A 25,302-nucleotide genomic window follows, 5' to 3' on the forward strand; every position below is an offset into this window, starting at 1 on the left:
CAAGGGCTCTGCAGATACGCTATCAGCCTGCCAATGTCTCATCCCGAACTCCTAGTTTCCGGCAACCCGTCCATTAGATGACGCGTCTCTCACAATTCACCCTGCGCAATTTCCTGATTCTGGTGCATGACGCGCTCGCGACGACGTTTGCGTTGCTGGCGAGCTTCTACCTGCGTTTCGAGGGCAGCCTCCTTGCCGATCGCCTGCCGCATTTGCTGCGCATTCTGCCCTGGTTCGTGCTGTTCAGCGTCGTGGTCAGCTATTTGTCCAACCTGACTACGGCGAAGTGGCGCTTCACCTCGCTGCCGGACGCGGTGAACATCCTGCGCGTCGCCGCGGTGCTGACCCTGGCACTGGTCGTACTCGACTACGTCTACTTCTTCACTGCGGCGAATTCGCAAAGTCCGGTGTTCCTCGGCCGGGTCACGATCATTCTGTTCTTTTTCCTTGACGTATTCGCGCTGAGCGGCCTTGCGCCTTGGCTACCGCTATTTCCGCTATTCGCGCACGCGGCTTCATGCCCGGTCCGACAGCGCCGCGCCTGCCTTGCTGGTCGGACGCACCGCCGACGCCGAGGTCGTGCTGCGCGGCATCGAGAACGGCGCCATCAAGCGGCTCTGGCCGGTCGGCGTGCTCTCGCAGTCGCCCGCGGATCGCGGCCAGATGATCCGCAACATTCCCGTGGTCGGCGGCGTCGACGATATCGAGACGGTGATTCGCGATTTCGAAAGGCGCCAGAAGCCGATCAAGCGCGTGGTCATGATGCCCTCGGCGTTCGAGCCGGAGGCCCATCCCGAGAGCGTGCTGATGCGCGCCAGGCGGCTTGGTCTGATCGTCAGTCGGCTGCCGTCGCTGGAGGGCGGCGATGCGCCGCGGCTTACCAATGTCGCGGTTGAAGACCTGCTGCTGCGCCCGAGCCAGAAGATCGACTACGCGCGGCTCGAGGCGCTGGTGAAGGGTAAGTCCGTCATCGTGACCGGCGGCGGCGGCTCGATCGGCGCGGAAATCTGTGAGCGGGTCGCGACCTTCGGCGCGGCGCGCTTGCTGGTGGTCGAGAACTCGGAGCCGGCGCTCTACGCGGTCACCGAGGCACTGTCGGCGCGCGACGCCGGCCCTGAGATCGAAGGCCGGATCGCCGACATCAGGGATCGCGAGCGCATCACGCGCCTGATGAGCGAGTTCAAGCCCGACATCGTGTTCCATGCCGCCGCGCTCAAGCATGTGCCGATCCTGGAGCGTGACTGGAGCGAGGGGGTCAAGACCAACATCTTCGGCTCGGTGAACGTGGCCGACGCCGCGCGCGCCGCGGGCGCGGGCGCGATGGTGATGATCTCGACCGACAAGGCGATCGAGCCGGTGTCGATGCTCGGCCTGACCAAACGGTTCGCGGAGATGTACTGCCAGGCGCTGGACCATGACCTGATGACCGAGGCCAAGGGCAAGCCGCACATGCGGTTGATCTCGGTGCGGTTCGGCAACGTGTTGGCGTCCAACGGGTCCGTGGTGCCGAAATTCAAGGCCCAGATCGAGGCCGGCGGACCGATCACGGTGACCCATCCGGACATGGTTCGCTACTTCATGACGATTCGCGAAGCCTGCGATCTCGTGATCACGGCCGCGACCCACGCAATGACGCCGGCGCGGCCCGACGTCTCGGTCTACGTGCTGAACATGGGCCAGCCGGTCAAGATCGTCGATCTCGCCGAGCGGATGATCCGTCTGTCGGGCCTGCAGCCCGGCGTTGACGTCGAGATCGTGTTCAGCGGAATCCGTCCCGGCGAGCGTCTGAACGAGATCCTGTTCGCAAGCCAGGAGCCGACGCTCGAGATTGGCGTCGCCGGCGTCATGGCGGCCAAGCCGAACCAGCCTCCGATGGCGACGTTGCGCAAGTGGCTTGCGGCGCTGGAGGATGCGATTGAGAGGGATGACCGCGTGACCATCCGCGCCGTGCTTCAGGACGCCGTGCCCGAGTTCGGATCGAATGCCGCCTGACCGCGCCGTCGCGCGGACGGCAAGGCAGGACCGTTTCGAAAGTCATTGATGTCTAGTTCTCGAAAAGTCGTGGTCGTCAGCCAGCACTATCCGCCGGACCACAGCACGACCGCCGCGATCATGTCGGCGATCGCCGAGCGGATCGCGCAGGAGACGGAAGTGGTCGTGGTTTCCGGGATGCCGGGATCGGCGCGGGCGCCCGCGCCCGGGCGGCCCGCAATTGTCGAGATCAGGAACTGGCTGCCGGGAAAGGCGGCGCTGATCAAGCGCGCGCTGGCCGAGGCGCTGTTCACCGGTCGGATCTTCTTTGCGCTGCTGTCGCGGCTGCAGCGCGGCGACGTCGCGCTGACGGTGACCGCTCCCTTCGCGCTTCCCTATGCGGTGGCCGCCGCGGCAAGGTTGAAGGGCGCGAAGTCGGCGCTGATCCTGCACGATCTGTTTCCCGACGTGCTCGTGACGGCCGGGCTGCTGCGGCCGTCCTCGCTGGTTGCGCGAGCGATGCGCGCGATCAACGCGCTGATGTTCCGCGCCTTGAACGCCGTCATCGTCATCGGCCGCGACGCCGAGAAGCCGTTGCTGCGGTATGGCGGAATGACACAGGACAAGATCAGGTTCATCCCGAACTGGGCGACGCTCGCCCCGGCCAACCGCCCCGTCAGCCCCGACAATCCGTTTCGCAAGGCCATTGCCGCCCGCTTCGTCGTCGGTTTGTCCGGCAATCTCGGCTTCACCCACGATCCGGACATCGTGTTCCAGGCAGCGCGGCTGTTGCGTGACGAACGCGATATCCATTTCCTGCTGTCGGGCTGGGGCATCGGCTTCGCGCGGTTGAAGGACATGCAGGCCGCGGCGCAACTTGCCAACGTCACGCTGGTCGACCGCGTCGCGGACGGCGAACTCGATGCGCTTCTGTCCAGTGCGGACGTCTGGCTCATTCCCTATCGCAAGGACGTCGCGGGTGTTTCGGTGCCGAGCCGGTTCTATAATCTGCTGGCGGCCGGCCGGCCCGTCATCCTCGTCTCCGAGCCCGAGGCCGAGGCGGCGCTGACCGTAAGCGAAAACGGGCTGGGCTGGGTGGTGACGCCGGGAAGGCCGGATCAACTCGCCGACGCCGTCAGGCTGGCGTCGCGATCGCGCGACGCCGCGATGGCCGAACGCGCGGTCGCAACCGCGCGCACCTTCAGTCCCGAGCGGGCGCTTGCCAGCTACGCCGCGCTGGTCCGGGAACTGCTATCCAATCGCGATGTGGAGCGGACGACATGAATGATGGCCGCCGGACGGTTCTGGTGACGGGCGCCAGCGGCTTTGTTGGTCGCCATGTGGTGCCCGAATTGGAGCGCAATGGCTGGGTGGTCCGCCGTGCGGTTCGGACGCCGCCGCAAAATGCAAACCAGGTGATGATCGGCTCGCTCAGTCCCACCACCGATTGGCGCGCCGCGCTCGATGGCGTGGACGCCGTCGTTCATCTCGCCGCCCGCGTTCACCAGCAGTCCGACGAACAGGCGATAGAGCTGTATCGCAACGTCAATATCGAGGGCACGCTGCATCTGGCGCGTGCCGCAGCCGCTGCGGGTGTCCGGGATTTCATTTTCGTCAGCACGATCCTGGTGCATGGGCGCAGCAATTGCGGACGTTCTCCATTTCGCGAGGACGATATCCTGACACCCCGCGGCGTCTACGGAAATTCCAAGGCGGCCGCCGAAGTTGGCTTGAAGCAGATTGCCCCTGGCGGCGGTATGAGGGTGACCGTGATCAGACCGCCATTGATCTACGGCGCCGGTGCGAAGGGAAATTTCGCCTTGCTCAAGCGCGCGGTGATCAATCGCATGCCGCTTCCGCTCGCCCATGTGAAGAATCGCCGCGCGTTCGTGTCGGCGGAAAACCTGGCGTCCTTCATCTCGTACCGGCTGTCGCAGCCGGGAAATGACTACGAGGTATTTCTGGTGGCTGATAGCGAGCAGGTCTCGACGCGCGAGTTCGTCGAGCGCCTTGCCCGCGCGGCAGAAACCTCGCCGCGCCTGTTCTGGCTGCCGGCATCGCTCTTGAGGGCGTCGCTCACGATGGTGGGACGCAAGGAAGCCTATGACAGCCTGTTCGCCTCGCTCGAACTTGACCTCTCCAAGGTCGCGAGCACCGGATGGCAGCAGCCGGTCAGCCTCGATGAGGGCCTGAGGCGCGCGCTGCGTTCGACCGATTCCTGATTTGATGTGATCAGCGCGGTCGCGAGAACCGCCGCAACTGCCAGGCGACCGCGAGCGCGCCGGCCAGCAGCAGCGCGATGTCCGCGCCGGAGGAGTTGAGGGCGACCGAGGCGAATGCGAGCAGCGCCAGCACCACGTTGAGCGCAAAGACCTCGCCGACGACGCGCCACACCGTGAAGCCGTTGTCGGTCGCGCGCTGATAGAAGTGCGAGCGGTGCGCGGCCCAGAATGGCTCGCGCCGCGCCATGCGGCGAAACAGCGTGACCGTCGCATCCGTCAGATAATACAGCGGCAGCAGCAGCGCAGCGGCGAACTGCTGATGCAGGGCGAGCGCAAGCAGGCACCAGCCCAGCAGCAAGCCAATCGGCAGGCTGCCGACATCGCCGAGGAATATCTTCGCCACCGGCCGGTTGAACGGCGCGAAGCCGAGCAGCGCTCCGCACAGGGCCGCCGCGACCAGCGCGGGCGCAGCGGGGACATGGCCGAAGCTGCCGAGCAGGGCGACCGCCACGGTGATGGGCACGGCCTCGGCCGCGGTCATCAGGTCGAGCCCGTCCATGAAGTTGACGAGGTTCACGAACCAGAGGCCGGCGATCAGCAGCAGGCCGCGTTCAAGCCAGACCGGGCAGGCTGAAATCAGCCTGAGATCGGCCGGTGCCGAAAACACCACGGCGGCGACGGCGGCCGCCTGCAACAACAGCCGCGGGACGACGGGCAGGGAACGGATGTCGTCGGCAAGGCCGACCGCCGCGATAAACAGGCAGGCCGCGAACACGATGGATGGAATCGTCAGGTCCGCCGATCCGGCCAGGACGATGACGATCCCGCCCGCGAGCAGCGTGGCCGCCGTGACCGCGATTCCGGCGCCCTGTGGCGTTGGAATGCGGTGCGACGAGCGCACATTCGGCTTCGCCAGTGCCACGCGCAACAGCAGCGGCCGGGTCGCCCGGATCAGGACGGCGGAGATCGCGGCGGCCAGAGCCGCAGCAATCAGCGACAGGAGGATCTCGAAGGCGTTCATTCTGGTCCAGTCATTGCGTTCCCGGGAGTTCGATTGGCTCGGCGCCCTTGGCGGCCTTTTCCGGGCTCAGGATCCACACCAGCCCGCCAAACACGCCGACGACGAACGACACCGCCCCGAACAGCAGCGAGATGTTGACGCCCTCGTTCGCAATCAATCCGGCATAGCCGAAGGCGAGCGCCATCGTGGCCTCGCGCACGCCCCAGCCCGCGATCGAGATCGGCATCATCGTGATCAGCATCACTGGCGGCAACAGCTGGAAGATCTGGCCGAAGGTGACCGGGGCCGCGATCGACTTTACCACGCACCAGCCGATCACGACGGTCACCACGTGAATGGCAATCGAGAGGGTTGCCACCCTCAATCCATGCTTACGGCTGAACAGCACCCGGTTCGCGATCACCGCGCAGGCGTGAATGTGGTGCGTTGCCCACCACTGCTTCAGCCAAGGCCACGGCAACAGGCCGATCGCGAGGAAACCAAATCCGGCCGCAAGCGCGGCGATGTCGAGCAGCAGCAACGCCATCCAGCCGTGGGTATCGGAGATCAGCCGATAGCTCCAGGGCAGGGTGGCCGCGATGACGACGGCAAGCGCAATCAGTCCGACCGCGCGATCGACGAAGATCGAATAGGTGGCTGCGCGCCAGCCTGCACCGGCGCGCGCGACGAGCCAAAGCCGCACGGCGTCGCCGCCGATCGAGGACGGCAGGGTCTGGTTGAAGAAGGTGCCGATCACGTTGAAGCGCATCGCCTGTGCGGTTTCCAGCGGTGCGCCGCACTCCACGCTGATCTCGCGCCAGCGCAGCACCCCAAGAAAAATCTGCAGGAACGTGACCGCGATCGCGAGGCCGAGCCAGCCCAGGCTCTCGACCTGGATGCGGGAGGCCAGATCATACAGGTTGACCTTGCGCAGCGAGAAATAGAGCAGCGCACCCGAGATCAGGATCTTGACGGTCGAAAGCAGGATTCGGCGCATTTCCGTTCGCGCTGCCAGGTTTTCAGGATGTATCAAAAACAGCGCAAAACGCTTTCGCGCGCCCAAATTCGCCGCCTTGGTATGGTTTCCGCGCCGATCTGGCAATACCCGTACTGACCCCTATTGCGGCAGGCGCGACGGGGCGGCTAAAGAGGCTGGAACGGGGGCGGTCAGCCGCTCACCGGTGGTTTACAGTGCTCGCGGGGGGCGCGCGATACGGCTCGGATCGTGCTTCCCAGGTAACAGGCTGCCGGCCACGGCAGCCTCGGCCAATTTGCTGTGTGGTCCGCGGACGAATACGACAGGACTTGCACGACAGGATCTGAGGCATCGATGGATCGACGAATTATTCCCCTGATCATGTGCGGTGGTGCAGGCACGCGGCTCTGGCCGGCGTCACGCGAGGTGCATCCGAAGCAGTTCCTGTCGCTGTTCGGGGCGCGCTCGACCTTCCAGGAGACGCTGCTGCGGGTCTCCGACGCCGGCCTGTTCGAGCGGCCGATCGTGATCACCAACGAGGCCTATCGCTTCATGGTGCTGGAGCAGCTGGCCGAGATCGGCCGCGAGGCCGACGTGCTGCTGGAGCCGATGCGCCGCGACTCCGGGCCCGCGATCGCGGCCGGTGCGGCATTCGCGCAGAGCCGTGACAGCGAAGCGATCGTGCTGGCGCTCGCCGCCGACCACCTGGTGCGGGATACGCCGGCCTTCGTCGCCGCGTGCCGCGGCGGATTGGTGGCTGCCGAAGCCGGCCGCATCGTGACCTTCGGCGTCAAGCCGGAACGGCCCGCGACCGAATACGGCTACATCAGCCCGGGTGAGGTGGTCGCCGGCGAGGTGCGCGCGGTGGCAAAATTCGTCGAGAAGCCGGATGCCGCAACGGCGGCAGACTATATCGATGCGGGCTATCTCTGGAACAGCGGCAACTTCATGTTCCGCGCCGGCGTGCTGCTCGACGAGTATCGCAACGTCGATGCCGACAGCATTGCCGCGGTGGAGCAGGCGGTCACCACGGCGACGCGCGATCTAGGCTTCGTCAAGCTCGATGCAGCGGCGTTCGGCGCCGCAAAGGCGATCTCGATCGATTACGCCGTGATGGAGAAGACCGCTCTTGCCGCGGTGGTGCCGGTGGCGTGCGGCTGGTCCGACATCGGTTCGTGGCGCCAGGTCTGGGAGCTCTCCGACAAGGACAGCCTCGGCAACGCGGCGCGCGGCGCGGCGGTGTTCGAGGACTCCCGCAATTGCAACGTCTCGACCGACCGGGCGCTGGTCGCGCTCGAAGGCGTCGACGACCTCGTCGTGGTCGCGACCCAGGACGCCGTGCTGGTGTCACGCCAGAAGGACGCCAACGGGCTGAAGCGGCTTGTCGCGAAATTGAAACTGACGGCGCCCGGGGTGACTGAGAACCACATCAAGGTGCATCGCCCTTGGGGCTCCTATCAGTCGGTCGACAATGGCGACCGCCACCAGGTCAAGCGCATCATCGTCAAGCCGGGCGGGCGGCTGTCGTTGCAGAAGCACCATCACCGCTCCGAGCACTGGATCGTGGTGCGCGGCACCGCCCAGGTCACCGTCAACGAGCTGATCAAGACGGTGCACGAGAACGAGTCGATCTACATCCCGATCGGCGCGGTGCACCGGCTGGAGAATCCCGGCAAAATCCAGCTCGAGCTGATCGAGGTGCAGACCGGCAGCTATTTCGGCGAGGACGATATCATCCGCATCGAGGACGACTACCGGCGCAGCTGAGGCGAGCCGGTTCCCGCACTAATCGCCGGGCGCGGGACGATGTAACTCTTTGAATCAAAACGTGTCCGGATTTCGCCGTTGGCATTCGCCACATTTGTGACGCCGTGCTATAGCGGCTGCCAACGAAGCGGGGTGATTTGCGCCGGAGGCGCAGATCGGGACGAGGGGCCTTGGTCTGATTCTCCCGGAGCCGGGATGGCTCCCTGAGGAGCCGGGACAACCGCCAGAACGCTACTTGGGGTCTACGATATGAATGCAAAAGTGTCCGCAGCCGGCGCGAGGGCCGATATCGGCCGCGCATTGCGCGTCGGCGTGATCGGCGCCGGCGTGATGGGCAGCAACCATGCCCGCGTGCTGGCCGGATTGCCCGGCGTCGTGCTGATCGGCATCGTCGATCCGCTGCCGGAACACCGCACACGCGCCATCGACCTGGTCGGTTGCCGCGCCTTCGAAAGCCTCGATCAGCTGCTTGCCGAGGGCATCGATGCGGTGACGATCGCGGCACCCACCCACCTGCATCACGAGATCGCGCTCGCCTGCATCTCGCGCAACATCCACATCCTGGTCGAAAAGCCGGTTGCCTCCACGGTCGAAGAGGGCCGCGAGATCGTCGCAGCCGCCGAGCGGGCCGGCGTCACGCTAATGATCGGCCATGTCGAGCGCTTCAATCCGGCGGTCGCCGCGATCAAGCAGGCGATCTCGGGCGAGGATATCCTGTCGATCGGCATCACCCGGGTTGGCCCGTTCCCGCCGCGGATGTCCAATGTCGGCGTCGTGATCGACCTCGCCGTGCACGACATCGACCTGATCCGCTGGTTCACCGAGTCCGACATCGTCGAGGTGCAGCCGCAGCTCTCGAGTGCGGTCGCCGAACGCGAGGACATCGCGCTGCTGCAGTTCCGCACGGCGTCCGGTGTGCTCGCCCACATCAACACCAACTGGCTGACGCCGTTCAAGGCCCGCAACGTGACGGTCGCGACCCGCGGCAAGTACGTGATGGGCGACCTGCTCACCCGCCAGGTCACCGAATGCTTCGGCTTCAAGCCGGACGGCAGCTATTCGATGCGTCATCTGCCGGTCGGGCACGACGAACCGTTGCGCGCCGAACTGATCGCCTTCCTCGATGCCGTGCGTACCGGCAAGCTGCCGGCGGTGTCCGGCGACGAAGGCGTGGCGAGCCTCGAGATCGCGATCCGCTGCCTGGAATCGCCGGCCCGGCCCGCCGCATCGACGATGCGCAAGGGACCGCGCCGCATCGCCGGCTGATTGTCACCTGAAACACCGCGAAGAGCTTCATGAACCAGCACATGCGTCCAGAGCCCGTTCCCTTCATCGACATTGCCGCACAGCGCAAGCGGCTCGGCAAATCGGTCGATGATGCGGTTGCCCGTGTGCTCAACCACTGCCAATTCGTCAATGGTCCGGAAGTGACCGCGCTTGAGAAGGCGCTGGCGGACTACAGCGGAGCCAAGCATGTGGTGAGCTGTGCCAGCGGAACTGACGCGCTGCTGATGGTGCTGATGGCGAAGAATGTCGGGCCGGGCGACGCCGTGCTGTGCCCGTCTTTCACCTTCTGCGCGACCGGCGAAGCGGTGGCGCTCACCGGCGCGACACCGCTCTTCGTCGACGTCAACGATGCGACCTTCAATATCGACGTCAACTCGCTCAAGCGTGGGATCGCCACCGCGCGGGCACGCGGCCTCAGACCGGTTGGCGTCATTCCGGTGGATTTGTTCGGCCAGTGCGCCGATCACGATGCGGTGGCTGCGGTTGCCGAGGCCGAAGGCCTGTTCGTGCTCGATGACGCCGCCCAGGGCTTTGGCGCCAGCTACAAGGGCCGCAAGCTCGGTACCTTCGGGCTCGCGACCGCGACGAGCTTCTTCCCGGCAAAGCCGCTCGGCTGTTTTGGCGATGGCGGAGCTATCTTCACCAATGACGACGACCTTGCGGGCACCCTGCGCAGCATCCGTGTGCACGGGCAGGGCTCGGACAAATACGACAACGTCCGCCTCGGCCTCACCGGACGGCTCGACACCATGCAGGCGGCGATCCTGCTCGAGAAGCTGAAGATTTTTGACGACGAGATCGTGGCGCGCAACCAGGTGGCGGAGCGCTATGCACGCGGGCTCGGCAACATCGTGACCGTGCCGAGGCTCGGCTCCGGCTGCACCTCGGTGTGGGCGCAATACACCATTCGCCTGCCGAAAGGGACCGACCGCGATGCCTTTGCCGCGGCGCTGAAGGTCCAGGGCATTCCGACGGCGATCTACTACACGAAGTCGATGCACCAGCAGACGGCCTACCGCGACTTCCCGGTCGCCGACGGCGGCCTGCCGGTCAGCGAAAGCCTCTCGGACGACGTCATCAGCCTGCCGATGCACGCCTATCTCGACGTGGCGGCACAGGACCGCGTCATCGCGGCTGTGCGCAGCGCGCTGTCGGCCTGAATACGTCATTTTGACGTGGGGTGATGATGCGCTAGAAGCAGCGCATGCTTGGGCGCATCTTCACCGTCGGCGGCTATACCTTGCTATCGCGGGTCACCGGGTTCGCGCGCGACATCATGCTCGCGGCGATCCTTGGTGCCGGGCCGGTCGCCGACGCCTTCTTCGTGGCGCTGCGGCTGCCCAATCATTTCCGCGCGATCTTTGCCGAAGGCGCCTTCAACGCCGCCTTCGTGCCGGCCTATGCCCATGTCCATGGCGAGCGCGGCGAGGCGTCGGCGCGGCTGTTCGCCGACCGCATCTTCACGCTGCTGTTCGCCTCGCAGGTGGTCCTGCTGGTGGTGGCGATGGCGTTCATGCCGCAGGCGATGAGCATTCTCGCACCAGGCTTCACCGAGGACGCATCCCAGCGCCAGCTCGCCATCGAGCTGACGCGGATCACCTTTCCCTATCTGCTGCTGATCACGCTGGTGACGCTCTACGGCGGCATGCTCAACGTGATGCATCGCTTCGCCAGCGCCGCCGCGGCGCCGATCTTCCTCAACCTCGCCATGATGATGACGCTGGCGCTCGCGGCGTTCTTCCCGAGCGCCGGTCACGCCGCGGCCTGGGGCGTTCTGATCTCGGGCTTCCTGCAGTTCTTCCTGCTCGCCGGCGACCTCGGGCGCCACGGCGGCCTGCCGCGATTCGCGGCCCTCAGGCTCGACGAGGACGTCCGCGCCTTCTTCCGCGCGCTGGGGCCGGCAACCCTGGGCTCGATGGGAACGCAGGTCGCGCTGTTCGCCGACACCATCATCGCGACCTTCCTGCCCGCCGGCGCGCTGTCGGCGCTCTACTATGCCGACCGCCTCAATCAACTGCCGATCGGCGTGATCGGGATCGCGATCGGCACCGTGCTGCTGCCGGAGATGTCGCGGCGCCTGACCGCCGACGATCACGCTGGCGCCTTGGCCGCGCAGCGCCGCGCCTTCGATTTCACGCTGCTGTTCTCGGTGCCGTTCGTGGCCGCGTTCCTGACCGTCGCCGATCCGATCATGCGCGCGATGTTCGCCCGCGGCGCCTTCTCGAAGGCCGACGCCGCAAGCGCGGGCGCCACGCTCGCGGCCTATGCGGCCGGCCTGATTCCATTCGTGATGATTCGCAGCGCGGTCGCGACCTTCTATGCCCGCAAGGATACCGCAACGCCGGTCAAGGCGGCGCTGACCGGGGTCGCGGTCAATGTCGCGCTGAAGATCGCGCTGGTCGGCTCACTGGCGCAGGTCGGGCTCGCGCTCGCGACCGCGGTCGGCGCCTGGGTCAATCTCCTGCTGGTGCTGCTGTTCGCGGTGCGCCGCGGCTATCTCGCGTTCGATCGCGCGCTGATCCGCTCGTTCGGCACGTTCGCAATTTGCGGCCTGCTGCTCGCGCTCGCGCTGTGGCTGACCTCGCATTTCGCCTATGTGTGGTTCGCGCCGATGCAGATCTTTCGCGATGAGATGATCCTGCTGCTGCTGATCACGGTCGGCGCCTTCGTCTACGCGCTGCTGATTCTCACACTGTTCGGCCGCGGCTGGCTGTTCGCGCTGCGGCGCGTATAGATTTCTTTAATCTTGTCAATTGCTTGGAAGAATGCCCGAATGCTGCAAGGGCTGGCACGGCCGGAGGCAATTGGCTGCATCACATGATCCCATTTCTCGATCGCCTGGAGCAGGCAACCAACGTCCTTATCGCAGGCTGCGGCGGGGGCTTCGACGTATTCGGTGGCGTGCCTATCGCCGAGCGCCTTTGGTCGCGGGGCAAGCAGGTCGTCTTCGGGAATTTTTCGTTTACCAATCTCTGGCTTTGCGGTGGCGAGCGCATCAATCAGACCACGTGGCGGGTCGATCGGAGGTCTGCCGAGATTCCATACTTTCCCGAGAAGTGGTTGGCGGAATGGCTTGCGGCGCGTGAGCGCGCTGTGCCGATCTACGCCTTTGCGAAGAGTGGCGTCCGGCCGCTTGCAGCCACCTATCGCTGGATCGTCGAGCAACACCAGATCGATCTGGTCGTGCTGTTCGATGGCGGCACCGACAGCATTCTTTTCGGCGACGAGCCCGGACTCGGTACTCTCATCGAGGATGCGGTATCGATCGTCGCTGCGCAGAATGCCACTGATGGGCAGGCGCTTCTTGCTGCGATCGGTTTCGGCATCGATCATTTCCATGGCGTCTCGCACCATGCCTTCCTCGAGAACGTTGCGCGATTGACAACTGACGGGGGATTTCTCGGCGCCTTTTCGCTGTCGTCCAAAACTGCGGAAGCTGCGGCATTTCTCGATCTGGTCGATTACGCCAACCAGCGCCAACCCGCGCATGCGAGCATCGTGTGCAATTCGATCGCGAGCGCATTGCGGGGCGAGTTCGGGAACTATCACGCCACCAATCGCACCAGCGGCAGTGATCTCTTTATCAATCCGCTGATGTCGCAGTACTGGACCTTCGAGACATCTCAGCTTGTTCGCCGTATGGGCTATGCCGACAGGCTCGCGGAAACGGAGCGTATGGAGGAGGCCGGACGGGCGATCGAGCTGTATCGGCAGACGATCGAGCCCCGGTCGCTCAGCCCGATCCCCCTATAGTCGCCGCGGCCCGCTCCGCAAGGGGCAAAACGACCCGAGAAAGGCGTTTGCGCTTCGCTGACAACCACGCCAATATGCATACAAACAACCAAGGCAATTGGAGAGACGATGGCAGCTCCCATCAAGTTCGGCGTCGGACAAAGTGTGCGACGCAAGGAGGATGACGCTCTGATTCGCGGCAAGGGCCGCTATACCGACGACGTTGCACCGTCTCCCGCATTGCACGCGCTGATGCTGCGCTCGCCGCATGCGCACGCGACCTACACGATCGATGCCGGCAAGGCCGGCGGCATGCCCGGCGTGGCGCTGATCCTGACCGCGGCCGATGTCGCCGAGCTCGGCGGCCTGCCGTGCCTGTTCAATCTCGAAACCGATCCGTTCACCGCACCGCCTTATCCGATCCTCGCCAAGGATGAGGTGCGCCATGTCGGCGACGCCATCGCCTTTGTGGTCGCCGATACCGTCGATCATGCCCGCGACGCGATCGAGGGCCATCGACGTCAAGTGGACGCCGTTGCCGGCGGTGGCCGGCCTGATGAATGCGGTGAAGAAGGGCGCGCCGCAGGTGTGGCCGGACAAGCCCGGCAATCTGCTGTTCGACGTCTCGATCGGCGACAAGGGCGCGGCCGAGGCCGCCTTCGCCAAGGCGCATGCGGTAGCCGAGATCACCATCGTCAATCCGCGCGTCATTACCAATTTCATGGAGACCCGCGCCGCGGTCGCCGAGTACGACGCCAAGAAGGATCATCTGACGCTGACGATCGGCAGCCAGGGCAGCCACCGCCTGCGCGAGATCCTCTGCGACATGATCCTGAAGATGCCGAAGGAAAACATGCGGGTGATCTGCCCGGATGTCGGCGGCGGCTTCGGCACCAAGCTGTTTCCCTATCGCGAGTATGCCCTGATCTCGGTCGCGGCGCGCAAGCTCAAGAAGTCCGTCAAATGGACCGCCGAGCGCTCCGACCATTTCATGGGCGACGCGCAGGGCCGCGACAACCTCACCACCGCGAAGATGGCGCTCGCCGAGGACGGCAAATTCCTCGGCATGGATGTCGACCTGATGGGCGACATGGGTGCCTATCTCTCGACGTTTGCGCCCTATATCCCGCATGGCGGCGCCGGCATGCTGCCGGGTCTCTATGACATCAAGGCCTTCCACTGCCGCGTCCGCACCGTGTTCACCAACACGGTGCCGGTCGACGCCTATCGCGGCGCCGGCCGCCCGGAGGCCGCCTATGTGATCGAGCGGCTGGTCGATGCCGCCGCGCGAAAGCTCGGCATGACGCCGGACGCCATCCGGCGGAAGAATTTCATCCCACCGAAGTCGCTGCCCTACACGACCGCGACCGGCAAGGTCTACGACTCCGGCGACTTCGCCGCGCATATGAAGCGCGCGATGGAGATTGCCAACTGGAAGGAGTTTCCGAAGCGCGCCAAGGCCGCCAAGAAGGACGGGCTGGTGCGGGGCATCGGCATGGCGAGCTATGTCGAAGGTCTGCGGCACCATGGGCGAGGAGACCGCCAATGTGGCGCTCGATCCCAACGGCGACATCTCGATCCTGATCGGCACGCAGTCGAGCGGGCAGGGCCACCAGACCGCTTATGCGCAGATCGTCGCCGAGCAGTTCGGCGTACCGCCGGAGCGCGTCCATGTGCTGCAGGGCGACACCGACAAGATCGCGACCGGCCTCGGCACCGGCGGCTCGGCCTCGATCCCGTCCGGCGGCGTCAGCGTGCAACGGGCGACGCACGAGCTCGGCAACAAGCTGAAGGAGCTTGCGGCCCAGGCGCTGGAAGCCGGCGCCGGCGATCTCGAGATCGCCGACGGCCGCATCCGCATCGCCGGCACCGACCGTTCGGTCAGCTTTGCCGATCTCGCCAAGCGCCCCGGCGGCGATACGTCGAAGATGAATTCGAGCGCGACCTTCGCCAGCGCCGACGGCACCTATCCGAACGGCACGCATCTCGCCGAGGTCGAGATCGATCCCGCCACCGGCATCATCAAGATCGTCAGCTACGTCATCGTCGACGATTTCGGCGTCACGCTCAATCCGCTGATGCTCGCGGGCCAGGTTCATGGCGGCGCGATGCAGGGCATCGGGCAGGCGCTGATGGAGCAGGCGGTCTACAGCCCGACCGACGGGCAGCTCGTTACCGGCACCTTCATGGACTATGCGATGCCGCGCGCCGCTGACGGGCCGTCCTTCGTGTTCGAGACCCACAACGTTCCCTGCACGACCAATCCGATGGGCGTGAAGGGGGCCGGCGAGGCCGGCGCGATCGGCTCGTGCCCGGCGGTCGTCAACGCGATCGTCGAGGGACTGCACCGCGAATACGGGATCGACCACATCGACATGCCGGCCACGCCGGAGCGGGTCTGGATCGCGATCCGCGAGGCGCAGCGCCGCCATAATCTCTGATAAATTGTCGCAGGCGGAATGAAGACTCCGCCTGCGGTGTTTGCAAACCAGGCCGGCCGCGTACCTGCGGACCCGGGACAGAGCAGGATTGAGGGGTTTTGCCGATGAAGCGGATTGTCGTCGTTGCAGCGATGCTTGCGTTGAGTGCGGGGGCGGTGGTGGCCGACCAGAATCAGGTCAAGCAGACCCAGGCCCAGATGAAGGAAACCGGCAAGAACGCCGGTGCACTCGGCGCCATCATCAAGGGCGAGAAGCCCTACGAGCAGGCAACGGTCGACGCCGCGCTGGCGAAGTTCGAGGACACCGCCAAGAAGCTGCCGACGCTGTTCCCTGAAAGCAGCAAGGGCCTCAAGACGGAAGGTGATTACTCCGCTGGGCCGAAGATCTGGGAAGACAAGACCGGCTTCGAGCAGCACATCGCGAGCTTTGCCAAGTCCGTCGCTGACGCCAAGGGCAAGATCAAGGATGTCGACACGTTGAAGGCCGAGCTGACGGTGATCGGCAAGCAGTGCGGCGGCTGCCACGAGACCTATCGCCTCAAGAAGGGCTGATCGCCATTCGGTCGATCAAAGGGCGGATGCCGTGAAGCATCCGCCCTTTTTTGTGCCGGCCGTTTCTTGTTGACGTGACTTTGTGCGATCTACTTGGTGAACTGATTACTTCGTGACCTGGCCGCGGATCTCGCCGCCCGGGTTGGCCGCGGTGTGGACGTTGACATAGTACTTGCCGGCGAGGAGATCGGCGGCCTGCGCGTCGGTCAACGTTGCGCTGCCCTCGACCGGGCTCGACGTCGCGTTCGGGATGGCCACCGCGACACCGGAATTCTTGCCGGCTTCGGCGGGGCCGTGGAAATGCGCGGCGGTGGCCGGACCCGACAGGCCGGAATAGGTCAGCTTCCAGCTGAGCTTCTTGGTGGCTGCGTCGTAGTCGATGTCGGCAGTGCCGGTGCCGGCGCTGGTGGTCGCAGGCACTTCGGACTTGCCGTCCAGCTTGGCGTGCAGCTTTTCGGCAAAGGCCGGGCCGGCGAGCACGATTGCGGCGCCGAGTGTCAGCGTAGCGAGCAAGGTCTTGTTTGGCATGGTTCTCTCCCCTTTGACGTCACACGATGGTTGCAAATCTTCAAACCGCGGCTCTTTGGATTTATTCCCAAAATGATCGTGAGTGCGGCAAATTTGATGCGAGCTTGTGCGACCGGTTGCCATCATACTGGCTGATTAACTGACGCGACCAATGGCGGATCGGTGAATGTTGCGACGAATTCTCCTCCTGGCCGCTTTGGCCGGCTTGATCGGCTTCGGTGTGTTCTGGTGGCTGACAATCCCCGCGACCGTTGCCGCGAGCGCACTGCCCGCCTACCAGCCCAATCTGGCCAACGGGCTCACAACGTTCAATGTGGGAGGATGTTCCTCCTGCCATGCGGTGCCGAAGCAGGAAGATCGCACTAGGCTCGGCGGCGGCCTCGCGATACCGTCGCCGTTCGGTACCTTCTATGCGCCGAACATCTCGCCCGACCCGAACGACGGCATCGGCCGCTGGAGCGAGGCTGATTTCGTCACCGCGGTCATGAAGGGCACGTCGCCCTCGGGGACGCATTATTTTCCGGCGTTTCCCTACACATCCTATCAGCACGCCAGGCTCAATGACGTGCGCGACCTGTTTGCCTATCTGAAGACCTTGCCGCCGATCGCCGGCAAGGTGCGCGACCACGATGTGCCGTTTCCCTTCAACATCAGGCGCAATGTCGGTGTCTGGAAATTCCTGTTCATGGACGGCAAGCCGTTCGTCGCGGATGCGAGCCGCTCGGCGCATTGGTATCGCGGCGCCTATCTCGTCAACAGCTTCGGCCATTGCGCCGAGTGTCACAGCCCGCGCAATTTCCTCGGCGGCATCATCACCTCGCAGCGCTTCGCCGGTGGCCCGAATCCGGAAGGCGAAGGCTGGGTGCCCAACATCACGCCGCGGGGGATCGCCGACTGGAGCGCGAAGGACCTCGCCTATTTCCTCGAGAGCGGACAGACGCCGGACGGCGACAGTGCCGGCGGATCGATGGTGCGCGTGATCCGCAACACCTCGCAACTCTCGCCGAGCGATCGCGACGCGATCGCCGAATACATCAAGTCGCTGCCGCCGGTCGAGGGGCCGCCGAAGCCGGTGAAGCCCGAGAAGAAGTCCTAGCGGGGGGCGTCCTACTTCGCGCCGAACGCCTTGAAGGTGATGATGGTGAGGGTGTCCTGGATGCCCGGGATCACCTGAACCTTCTCGTTGATGAAATGGCCGATGTCGGTGTCGTGGTCGACGTAGAACTTGACCAGCAGATCGTAATTGCCCGCGGTCGAATAGATCTCGGAGGCAATCTCGGCTTCCGCCAGCGCGTTGGCGACGGTGTAGGACTGGCCGAGCTTGCATTTGATCTGGACGAAGAAAGGAACCATCAAAGTCGTCTCCGGGGATTTGGCCGACTATAGGCCAAAAACGGGCGGCCAAAGCAAGAGGTGAAGGCAAGGGGGCAACAAGGCCAACTCGCGGTAGAGTCAGGCGAACTTGCTGCCAATGGGCGGCCGGGCTAGGACAGGCCATGATCTTGTTCGTCATGGTCTCATTCGTCGCAACCGCCGGTCCCGCAACATGACGCCGGTCGCGCTCACCATTGCCGGCTCGGATTCCTCGGGCGGGGCGGGCATCCAGGCCGACCTCAAGAGCTTCGCCGCGCTCGGGGTCTATGGCGCCTCCGCCATCACGGCGCTGACGGCGCAGAACACCACGGGGGTCAGCGGCATCCATCCGGTGCCCGCGGCGTTCGTCACGGCCCAGATCGATGCGGTGTTCTCCGACCTCGACGTCGGCGCGGTGAAGATCGGCATGGTGGCGCAGGCTGAGACGATCGTGGCGATTGCCGACGGGCTGAAGCGCTGGGCGCCGCGCCATGTCGTGCTCGATCCGGTGATGGTCGCAACGTCGGGCGATCGGCTGCTGGCGGCTGAGGCGGTCGATGCGCTGAAGACCATGCTGTTTCCGCTGGCCTCGCTGATCACGCCGAACCTGCCGGAAGCGGCGGCGCTGCTGAACGAGCCGGTCGCTTCAAACGAGGAGGACGTCGCGCGACAGGGCCGGCAATTGCTGGCGATGGGATGTCGCGCGGTGCTGGTCAAGGGCGGCCACGGGCACGGCGCCGAGAGCATCGACTATCTGATCGACGGCGCGCGCAGCATCGCGCTCGCGGCGCCGCGCATTGCGACCGCGAACACGCACGGCACCGGCTGCTCGCTGTCATCGGCGATCGCCGCCGGACTGGCGAAGGGTGAAGGCATGGAGACCGCCGTGCGCAACGCCAAGGCCTGGATCTCTGATGCGATCGCCGCCGCCGATCGCTTCGCTGTCGGACGCGGCCACGGGCCGGTGCACCACTTCCACAAATATTACTGACGCTCGCATAGCCCGAATGAAGCGCAGCAAAATCCGGGGCCGCGCTCTCGGCGGAAGCACCTTCCAGGATTGCGCTTCGCTCCATCCGGGCAACGTGTTCATCGCTGCGCGTTGTTCCGCCGCGATATGCAGGCAACACAACGCCTGTTCCGCACAGCTGCGTCCACCCATGTCGCCAGATTGTCGCACGCCGCTGTTATCCGCACTGGAGGGGCGTGCTGCTGATTCTCGTTAACTGTTAGTGAGGCCTTGGGTCGCGGGGATCGTCATCGCCTTGTCACAGGAATCTGTTAGGTGCACAGGCATGGGAAGTGACTCCTTGAGTGAAGAAAGCCCAGAGCGGCGCTTTCGCACTTTGTTTATCTCCGATGTTCATCTCGGAGCCCGCGGTTCGCAAGCCGACCGCCTGCTGGACTTCCTCCGCTCCCACGATGCCGACACGATCTACCTCGTTGGTGATATCGTCGACGGCTGGGCGCTGAAGTCGAACTGGTACTGGCCGCAGACCCACAATGATTTCGTGCAGAAGATGCTGCGCAAGGCGCGCAAGGGCGCCAAGGTGATCTACGTCCCGGGCAACCACGACGAGTTCCTGCGCAAATATTACGGCACGCATTTCGGCGGCATCGACGTGGTGGAGAACACCGTTCACACCGGCGCCGACGGCAAGCGCTACCTCGTGATCCACGGCGACATCTTCGATCTCGTGGTGCAGAACGCGCGCTGGCTCGCCCATCTCGGCGACAAGGCCTACGACTTCGCGATCCAGATGAATCGCTTCGTCAACTTCTTCCGCAAGATGTTCGGCGTGCCGTACTGGTCGCTGTCGCAATGGGCCAAGCTGAAGGTCAAGAAGGCGGTGAACTATATCGGCGCGTTCGAGGCGACGCTGGCCGGCGAGGCGCGGCGTCACGGCTGCGACGGCGTGATCTGCGGCCACATCCATTACGCGACGATTCATGACGAGCACGGCATCCGCTACATGAATTGCGGCGACTGGGTCGAGAGCTGCACGGCGCTCGCCGAGCATGAGGACGGCAATTTCGAGATCATCACCTGGACCGACCCGGTGCGCCGGATCGCGCCAGTTCCGCGAGTGACGGCACGCGCTGCATGACGCATATCCTGGTCGCGACCGATGCGTGGCATCCCCAGGTCAACGGGGTTGTCCGCACGCTGACCATGATGGCACAGGCGGCGAAATCGCTCGGCGTGGAGGTGAGCTTCCTGACGCCGGACGAGTTCCGCACCTTCGCGATGCCGAGCTATCGCGATCTCCGGCTGGCGCTGCCGTACCAGGCCAAGGTCGCCAGCCTGATCGAGGCGGCCAGGCCCGACAGCATCCATATCGCGACGGAAGGCCCGATCGGGCTGTCGGTCCGCCGCTATTGCCGTAGGCGCGGCCTGCCGTTCACGACGAGCTTCCACACCCGCTTCCCCGAATACGTCTCGGCACGGACGCCTGTCCCGGAAGCCTGGGTGTGGCGGGCACTGCGCTGGTTCCACAGGCCGAGCCGGGCGGTGATGGCCGCGACCCCGGCGCTGGCCGCCGAACTCCGCCAGCGCGGCTTCCGCAACGTGGTGCTGTGGTCGCGCGGCGTCGAGACCGCGCTGTTCCACCCGCGCGATGTCGATCTCTGCCTGCCGCAGCCGGTCTATCTCAGCGTCGGCCGGGTGGCGGTGGAGAAGAACCTCGAAGCATTCCTTGATCTCGATCTGCCCGGCACCAAGGTGGTGGTTGGCGACGGCCCGGCGCGGGCGGCGCTGGAGCGGAAATATCCGGAAGCCCTCTTCCTCGGCGCCCGCCATGGGGAAGAATTGGCCGAAATCTATGCCGCGGCTGATGTGTTCGTTTTCCCCAGCCGCACCGATACGTTCGGTTTGGTGCTGCTTGAAGCGCTGGCCAGCGGCCTGCCGGTTGCCGCTTTTCCGGTCACCGGTCCCCGCGACGTGATCGGCGCGGCGCCGGTCGGCGTGCTCGACGAGGATCTGCGCCACGCCTGCCTGGAGGCGCTCAGCATCCCGCGGCAGGCCTGCGTCGATTTCGCCGCGCTCCACACCTGGCAGGCGTCGGCCCGGGTGTTCATCGACCGCTGCATGAACGTCCGCCCCGCGGCGCCCGACGGCGAGGCGCTCGAATTCGGCGCCGAAGAGCATCATTTTGCGGCTTTGCCGGCGCCTCAGCCAAACTCACGCTAAAGCGTCTTGCCGGGCTGCCCGCCGCCGCGATACAAATCGTGGATGACGGACATCACTCTCAATCCACCCGTCGCTGCTGCGGACATCGATGCCGCCGCAAGGGTGGTCGCGCCGTTCGCGGTGCGCACGCCGCTCCTGACTTTCCCCGTTCTCAACGAACGCGTCGGCACCCAGGTCTTCCTCAAGCCCGAGATGCTGCAACGGACCGGATCGTTCAAGTTCCGCGGCGCCTTCAACAAGCTCGCCTCGATACCGCAGGACAAGCGGAGCGGGGGCGTCGTCGCGTTCTCCTCGGGCAACCACGCCCAAGGCGTTGCCGCGGCGGCAAAGATCCTCAACATGCAGGCGACCATCGTGATGCCTGCGGACTCGCCGATCACCAAGCGCGAGCGGACCAAGTCCTATGGCGCCGAGGTCGTGCTGTATGATCGCGATCGTGACGACCGCGAGGCGATCGCCAATGGCATCGCCAGCAAGCGCGGCGCGACGTTGGTGCGTCCCTATGACGATCCCTTCGTGATCGCGGGCCAGGGCACCGCCGGCCGCGAGATCGCCGAGGACATGGCCGCGCTCGGGCTTGTGCCCGACATCGTGGTGGCGCCGGCTTCCGGCGGCGGCCTGATCGCGGGCGTTGCTACCGCCGTGAAGGCGAAATATCCGCAGGCCCAGGTGATCGTCGCCGAGCCCGCGGGCTATGACGACCACGCTTTGTCGCTCAAGGTCGGCCATCGCGAGGCGCATCCGGTCGCGGCGCGCACCATCTGCGATGCGCTGATGGCGATGATGCCGGGCGAGCTCACCTTCGCCATCAACAGCAAGCTGCTGGCAAACGGCGTCAGCGTCTCCGACGATGAGGTCGGTGCCGCCGTCGCTTTCGCCTATCGCGAGCTGAAGCTCGTGGTCGAGCCCGGCGGTGCGGTCGGGCTCGCGGCGCTGCTCGCGGGACGGATCGACGCCAAGGGCAAGAACGTCGTCATCGTGCTCTCGGGCGGCAATGTCGATGCCGACCTGTTTGCGAAGCTCGTCGCCTGAGACCCGCATCTTGAAACGAAACGGGGGCAGGGCGGTGCTCGCTCTGCCCCAGTTTCGTTGTGGAGCGCGGCTGATCAGTGCCTGAAGCCGCCACGGTGGCTGCCGCCCATTCCGCCGAGATGTGAGCCGGACGGACTTGGGTGGAACGCTGTATGGCTACCACCCGATCCCGTCCGGTTGACTTGCATGCTCTGCCGCTCGGCGCGGAAGTGCGGCCCGCTGTTATCTTTCATGATCCGGTTCGATGTGGTGTTGCCGGCATTGGCGCCAGGAAGGCTCGCGACCTTGCCCTTGCCGATTGAGCTTGGCATGCCGACCGGCTTCGCTCCAGGCGCGGGCATGGTCACGATCTTGCCGACGGCACCCTGTGCGCCGGCATTGATCGGCCGGAAGGCTGGACGACTGGAAAGCCGCGTGAACTGCATCAGCGGAATTGCTTTCGGCTGCACCTGCAGCTTCAACGCCGACTGCGCGTAGGGGCTGTTGCCGAAATTGTCGTGGAAGGTCTTGTAGGCGAACGGCGTGTTGGCGAGCACCGCCTTGTGCCAGGCCGCGACCTGCAACCAGTTCGTCAGCAGGAAGCGAATGCGGTCGCAGAGCGGATCGCGCGGATAGAGCCGGATGAATTCCTCATAATAGTCCGCCCGGCCCTCGGACAGCACGAAGTCATAGGCCTGGCGCACCGAGCGGTTCGGCAGGTTCGACGCCATCTGCACCACCGGGCCATTCGCTGGCGCACGCGCCGACGCCACTGCGGTGTCGCCGAAGAAAGAGAAATCGGAGGTCTGCGACGAGCTTTCCCAGGGCGTCTGCCGGCCGTCGGTCGTAGAGTTGACGTCGAGGCGAATGCGCTTGAACAGCTGCTCGATCGGCAGATTGCGCTCGCGCGCCAGGCGCAGGAAGGCGTTGGTGTAAGGGCTGTGGCCGTTGCTGCCGTCCTGCGCTTCCATGCCGGGTGCGGTCGAATAGCCGACGATCGAGCCGCTCGGTGCATCGACGACGGCAAGGCCGCGGCCGGCGTCGTTGACGTTGGGAAACGGGTTGTTGCGGCAGGCGGCGAGCACCACGATGCGCATCCGGCTCGGGACGTTCTCGAGCGTGCCCATCACGTCGACATGCGCACCGCATTGCCGTCGAGGTCGGACGGCGTTGCGATCTTGGCATCGACTGGAATCAGATAGTTCTCGCCGGCGAGCTGCACGCCGTGGCCGGCGTAATAGATCATCGCGACCGTGCCGGGGCCGCGCGCCGCGACCTTGTCGGAGAAATCCTGCAACACCTTGACCATGTCGCCCTGCCTGAGGTCGGTCGCGGAGATCACCTCGAAGCCGGCCGCGTTCAACAGCTCGGCCATCGACTGTGCGTCATTGCCGGGATTGGCGAGTTTTGGCGCGTTCTCGTAGTTCGCATTGCCGATCACGAGCGCGACGCGCTGCTCGGGGCGGCGTAGCGCAGCCGGCGCCGCTGCGGTGGGCATCGCCGGCGAAGCCGTTTGATCGATCGATTGTGCCGGCGTCTGCGTTGCGTTGCCGACGGTGACGCCGCTGGTCTCGGCAGATGCTGTGCCTGATACGCCGAGGCTCAACAGACCGAACAATGCGGCCGATATCATGATGGATGTCAGGCGGACCATCGCGCGCTCCCAAAAGCTGGTCCCGGTGCGGGACCGGTCGCGGCGAGGCTAGGCGCGGACACGCCCGCCGTACGTGAGCTGGGTCACGCTGCGCGGGTGGGCAATGGAGAATGAATGCTCGGACCGCACCGCTCGTCATGCGCGGGCTTGACCCGCGCATCCATCACAACAAAAGCCTTCGTTGTCGATGGATTGCCGGGTCATAGGCGAGCGGAAGCGACGCCGTCCTTCGGACGGCTGTGCCCGGCAATGACGAAAAGCGAATGTCCAGCGCCTACGAGAAGAAACGCGATTCTCTCGACCTGGCTCATACGGCGGATCGGTGCGAGCGGATCGTTGGCCGCGACGCTTGGCTTTTTCAGAAGGCCGCTCGCGATGATGGTCGAGCCGAGTGAGACTTCTGCTGCGAGAGCAGCTGTAGCCTCAACGGCGGGCGGGAGGGGTGGCGGCACGGCGGCTGGAGCCGCGGCAACCGGTGCTGCAGCAATCGGCGCTGCGGCCATCGGTGGCGGCTCGACCTCGACTTTCGGCTCGGGCGCCGGTGCGGGCTCGGGCTGAATGGCCGGTGCAACCATCTCGGGCTCGTCAGCCATCGCCTCGGCGACCCGCATCTCCTCGGCAGCATGCATTTCCTCGGCGATCGCTTCTTCGTCGATCGGATCGGGCGCGCCCATCTCCATCGCGATGAGGTCGAGCACCGCTTCGTCCTGGGCGTCAGCGGCGGCCTCGGTGACGCGGGCGAGCTCTGCCGCTTCGGCTTCGGCCAGCGCGGCCTCTGCCTTGAGCCATGCTTCGCTCGGCTCCGGCATTGCAGCCGTGGTAGTCCCAGTGATCGGCGTTGCAACGGCCTCCTGAGGCGGCGCCGGCGGCGTGCCGGCCAGTGTAGCATCGGGGGCAGCACTATCGGCGGCAGCGCTTTCGGCCACCGGTGGCGGCGAGGGGGCAGCAGCGGGCGGTTCCGCAACCGGTGCTTCGGCCACATCAGGTTCGGCCGCAGGCGTTTCCGCCTGGTCCGGATCGAATTCGCTAAGCCGGCGGGCCAACGCCGCGAAAGCGGTATCCAGCACGGCCTTGGCGTCGTCCATCGAGACCTGGGTCGCACCGGCCTCGATCGCGCTGGCCTGCGAATCGATGATGTCGCAGATCCGGCCGTCATTGCCGATCTCGCGCAGCCGCCAGGAGATCTCCCTGATCACCCGCACGCCCTTGCGCACCGGCGCGAGGTTCTGCTCGAAGCTGATGCCGTCGAGCGCTGCGATGGCGGTGGCCTGGGTGGCCTCGATCGCGCCGCGCAGGGCGGCTAGCGCCTGTGCCAGCTGCTCGTCCCTGATGGCCGCTGCGGCGGCTTGCCGCTGCGCGCTGAGGCTGTCCTCGATCCGCGCCACGGCATCGAGCACCATGCGGGTGTCGGCATTGCGGTTGCGCTTGGCGTATTCGCCGAGGAACCAGCGGCCCCGCGAGGTCTCCATGAAGGCCGCGCTGATCGCAGCATAGTCCTCCTCGCTCGGCAGGGCCGCGTGGGCGGATATCGGCGACAGGGCGAATGCTTCTTCGGCCATCACAATCTCTCCGCGCAAATCACTGCGCGTTACGCTAACGATCACCACGATATCGCGCGA

General features: G+C 65.4%; 18 protein-coding genes and 3 pseudogenes. 15 read left to right on the plus strand and 6 right to left on the minus strand.

Going from position 1 to position 25,302, the window contains the following annotated elements:
• Positions 1-77: 77 nt before the first annotated feature.
• The 3 genes and pseudogenes from ACVWW1_RS03240 (at position 78) to ACVWW1_RS03250 (ending at position 4,193) form a co-directional block, all read left to right on the plus strand.
• Positions 78-1,992 (plus strand): annotated as a pseudogene (locus ACVWW1_RS03240) (SDR family NAD(P)-dependent oxidoreductase).
• Between the two features lie 48 nt (positions 1,993-2,040).
• Positions 2,041-3,255, plus strand: coding sequence for a glycosyltransferase family 4 protein (locus tag ACVWW1_RS03245; protein ID WP_456654836.1), 1,215 nt, complete (start codon positions 2,041-2,043; stop codon positions 3,253-3,255).
• Positions 3,252-4,193 carry an NAD-dependent epimerase/dehydratase family protein gene (locus tag ACVWW1_RS03250; protein WP_456654837.1) on the plus strand — a complete coding sequence of 314 codons (942 nt, stop codon included), beginning with the start codon at positions 3,252-3,254 and terminating at the stop codon, positions 4,191-4,193. The genes ACVWW1_RS03245 and ACVWW1_RS03250 overlap by 4 nt, the downstream gene beginning before the upstream one ends.
• 10 nt (positions 4,194-4,203) lie before the next feature.
• Here the strand turns inward: ACVWW1_RS03250 and ACVWW1_RS03255 are convergent, their stop codons facing one another.
• Together ACVWW1_RS03255 and ACVWW1_RS03260 are read right to left on the minus strand one after the other, a co-directional pair.
• A complete protein-coding gene (locus ACVWW1_RS03255) occupies positions 4,204-5,214 on the minus strand; it encodes a glycosyl transferase (RefSeq protein ID WP_456654838.1) in 1,011 nt (336 codons plus the stop codon).
• A gap of 10 nt (positions 5,215-5,224) precedes the next feature.
• Complete coding sequence (locus ACVWW1_RS03260; RefSeq protein ID WP_456654839.1) at positions 5,225-6,190, minus strand: lysylphosphatidylglycerol synthase transmembrane domain-containing protein; 966 nt, start codon at positions 6,188-6,190, stop codon at positions 5,225-5,227.
• 333 nt (positions 6,191-6,523) lie between these two features.
• Here ACVWW1_RS03260 and ACVWW1_RS03265 point away from each other — a divergent pair, with 333 nt between their 5' ends.
• The 7 genes and pseudogenes from ACVWW1_RS03265 to ACVWW1_RS03295 all read left to right on the plus strand — a co-directional run bounded on the left by ACVWW1_RS03265 (position 6,524) and on the right by ACVWW1_RS03295 (position 15,947).
• Positions 6,524-7,936, plus strand: coding sequence for a mannose-1-phosphate guanylyltransferase/mannose-6-phosphate isomerase (locus tag ACVWW1_RS03265; RefSeq protein ID WP_456654840.1), 1,413 nt, complete (start codon positions 6,524-6,526; stop codon positions 7,934-7,936).
• A gap of 249 nt (positions 7,937-8,185) precedes the next feature.
• Complete coding sequence (locus ACVWW1_RS03270; RefSeq protein WP_456654841.1) at positions 8,186-9,202, plus strand: Gfo/Idh/MocA family protein; 1,017 nt, start codon at positions 8,186-8,188, stop codon at positions 9,200-9,202.
• Between the two features lie 29 nt (positions 9,203-9,231).
• Positions 9,232-10,383 carry a DegT/DnrJ/EryC1/StrS family aminotransferase gene (locus ACVWW1_RS03275; protein ID WP_456654842.1) on the plus strand — a complete coding sequence of 384 codons (1,152 nt, stop codon included), beginning with the start codon at positions 9,232-9,234 and terminating at the stop codon, positions 10,381-10,383.
• A 44-nt stretch (positions 10,384-10,427) separates the two neighbouring features.
• Complete coding sequence (murJ, locus tag ACVWW1_RS03280) at positions 10,428-11,957, plus strand: murein biosynthesis integral membrane protein MurJ (protein ID WP_456654843.1); 1,530 nt, start codon at positions 10,428-10,430, stop codon at positions 11,955-11,957.
• 83 nt (positions 11,958-12,040) lie between these two features.
• Entirely contained in the window at positions 12,041-12,976 is a 936-nt protein-coding gene (locus ACVWW1_RS03285) for a DUF1152 domain-containing protein (protein ID WP_456654844.1), read from the plus strand.
• A gap of 108 nt (positions 12,977-13,084) precedes the next feature.
• Positions 13,085-15,396, plus strand: a pseudogene (locus ACVWW1_RS03290) (xanthine dehydrogenase family protein molybdopterin-binding subunit).
• Positions 15,397-15,500: 104 nt separating this feature from the next.
• Entirely contained in the window at positions 15,501-15,947 is a 447-nt protein-coding gene (locus ACVWW1_RS03295; protein WP_456654845.1) for a c-type cytochrome, read from the plus strand.
• A gap of 105 nt (positions 15,948-16,052) precedes the next feature.
• Here ACVWW1_RS03295 and ACVWW1_RS03300 read toward each other — a convergent pair whose 3' ends face one another.
• Positions 16,053-16,475 (minus strand): CHRD domain-containing protein, encoded by a 423-nt coding sequence (locus tag ACVWW1_RS03300; protein ID WP_207831232.1) that lies wholly within the window; start codon positions 16,473-16,475, stop codon positions 16,053-16,055.
• 166 nt (positions 16,476-16,641) lie between these two features.
• Here ACVWW1_RS03300 and ACVWW1_RS03305 point away from each other — a divergent pair, with 166 nt between their 5' ends.
• Positions 16,642-17,571 carry a c-type cytochrome gene (locus ACVWW1_RS03305; protein ID WP_456654846.1) on the plus strand — a complete coding sequence of 310 codons (930 nt, stop codon included), beginning with the start codon at positions 16,642-16,644 and terminating at the stop codon, positions 17,569-17,571.
• A gap of 11 nt (positions 17,572-17,582) precedes the next feature.
• On the opposite strand, the gene ACVWW1_RS03310 is transcribed toward ACVWW1_RS03305, so the two are convergent.
• The gene (locus tag ACVWW1_RS03310; protein ID WP_016845986.1) at positions 17,583-17,828 is read right to left on the minus strand and encodes an Lrp/AsnC ligand binding domain-containing protein; all 246 of its coding nucleotides are present in this window, start codon (positions 17,826-17,828) and stop codon (positions 17,583-17,585) included.
• Positions 17,829-18,021: 193 nt separating this feature from the next.
• Between ACVWW1_RS03310 and thiD the strand changes: the two genes are divergently transcribed.
• The 4 genes from thiD (at position 18,022) to ACVWW1_RS03330 (ending at position 22,050) form a co-directional block, all read left to right on the plus strand.
• Positions 18,022-18,819, plus strand: a complete 798-nt coding sequence (gene thiD / locus ACVWW1_RS03315) for a bifunctional hydroxymethylpyrimidine kinase/phosphomethylpyrimidine kinase (RefSeq protein WP_456654847.1) — start codon at positions 18,022-18,024, stop codon at positions 18,817-18,819.
• Between the two features lie 304 nt (positions 18,820-19,123).
• Entirely contained in the window at positions 19,124-19,936 is an 813-nt protein-coding gene (locus ACVWW1_RS03320) for a UDP-2,3-diacylglucosamine diphosphatase (RefSeq protein ID WP_456654848.1), read from the plus strand.
• On the plus strand, positions 19,933-21,018 hold the full coding sequence (locus ACVWW1_RS03325; RefSeq protein ID WP_456654849.1) for a glycosyltransferase family 4 protein: 1,086 nt from the start codon (positions 19,933-19,935) through the stop codon (positions 21,016-21,018). Before ACVWW1_RS03320 ends, ACVWW1_RS03325 begins: the two co-directional genes overlap by 4 nt.
• Before the next feature lie 42 nt (positions 21,019-21,060).
• Positions 21,061-22,050: a threonine/serine dehydratase gene (locus ACVWW1_RS03330; RefSeq protein ID WP_092115464.1), complete on the plus strand. Its 990-nt coding sequence runs from the start codon at positions 21,061-21,063 to the stop codon at positions 22,048-22,050.
• A gap of 74 nt (positions 22,051-22,124) precedes the next feature.
• On the opposite strand, the pseudogene ACVWW1_RS03335 reads toward ACVWW1_RS03330, so the two are convergent.
• Together ACVWW1_RS03335 and ACVWW1_RS03340 are read right to left on the minus strand one after the other, a co-directional pair.
• Positions 22,125-23,683 (minus strand): annotated as a pseudogene (locus tag ACVWW1_RS03335) (caspase family protein).
• A 200-nt stretch (positions 23,684-23,883) separates the two neighbouring features.
• Complete coding sequence (locus ACVWW1_RS03340; protein ID WP_456654850.1) at positions 23,884-25,242, minus strand: hypothetical protein; 1,359 nt, start codon at positions 25,240-25,242, stop codon at positions 23,884-23,886.
• Positions 25,243-25,302 lie beyond the last annotated feature (60 nt).

The sequence above is a fragment of the Bradyrhizobium sp. JR3.5 genome, assembly GCF_054057015.1.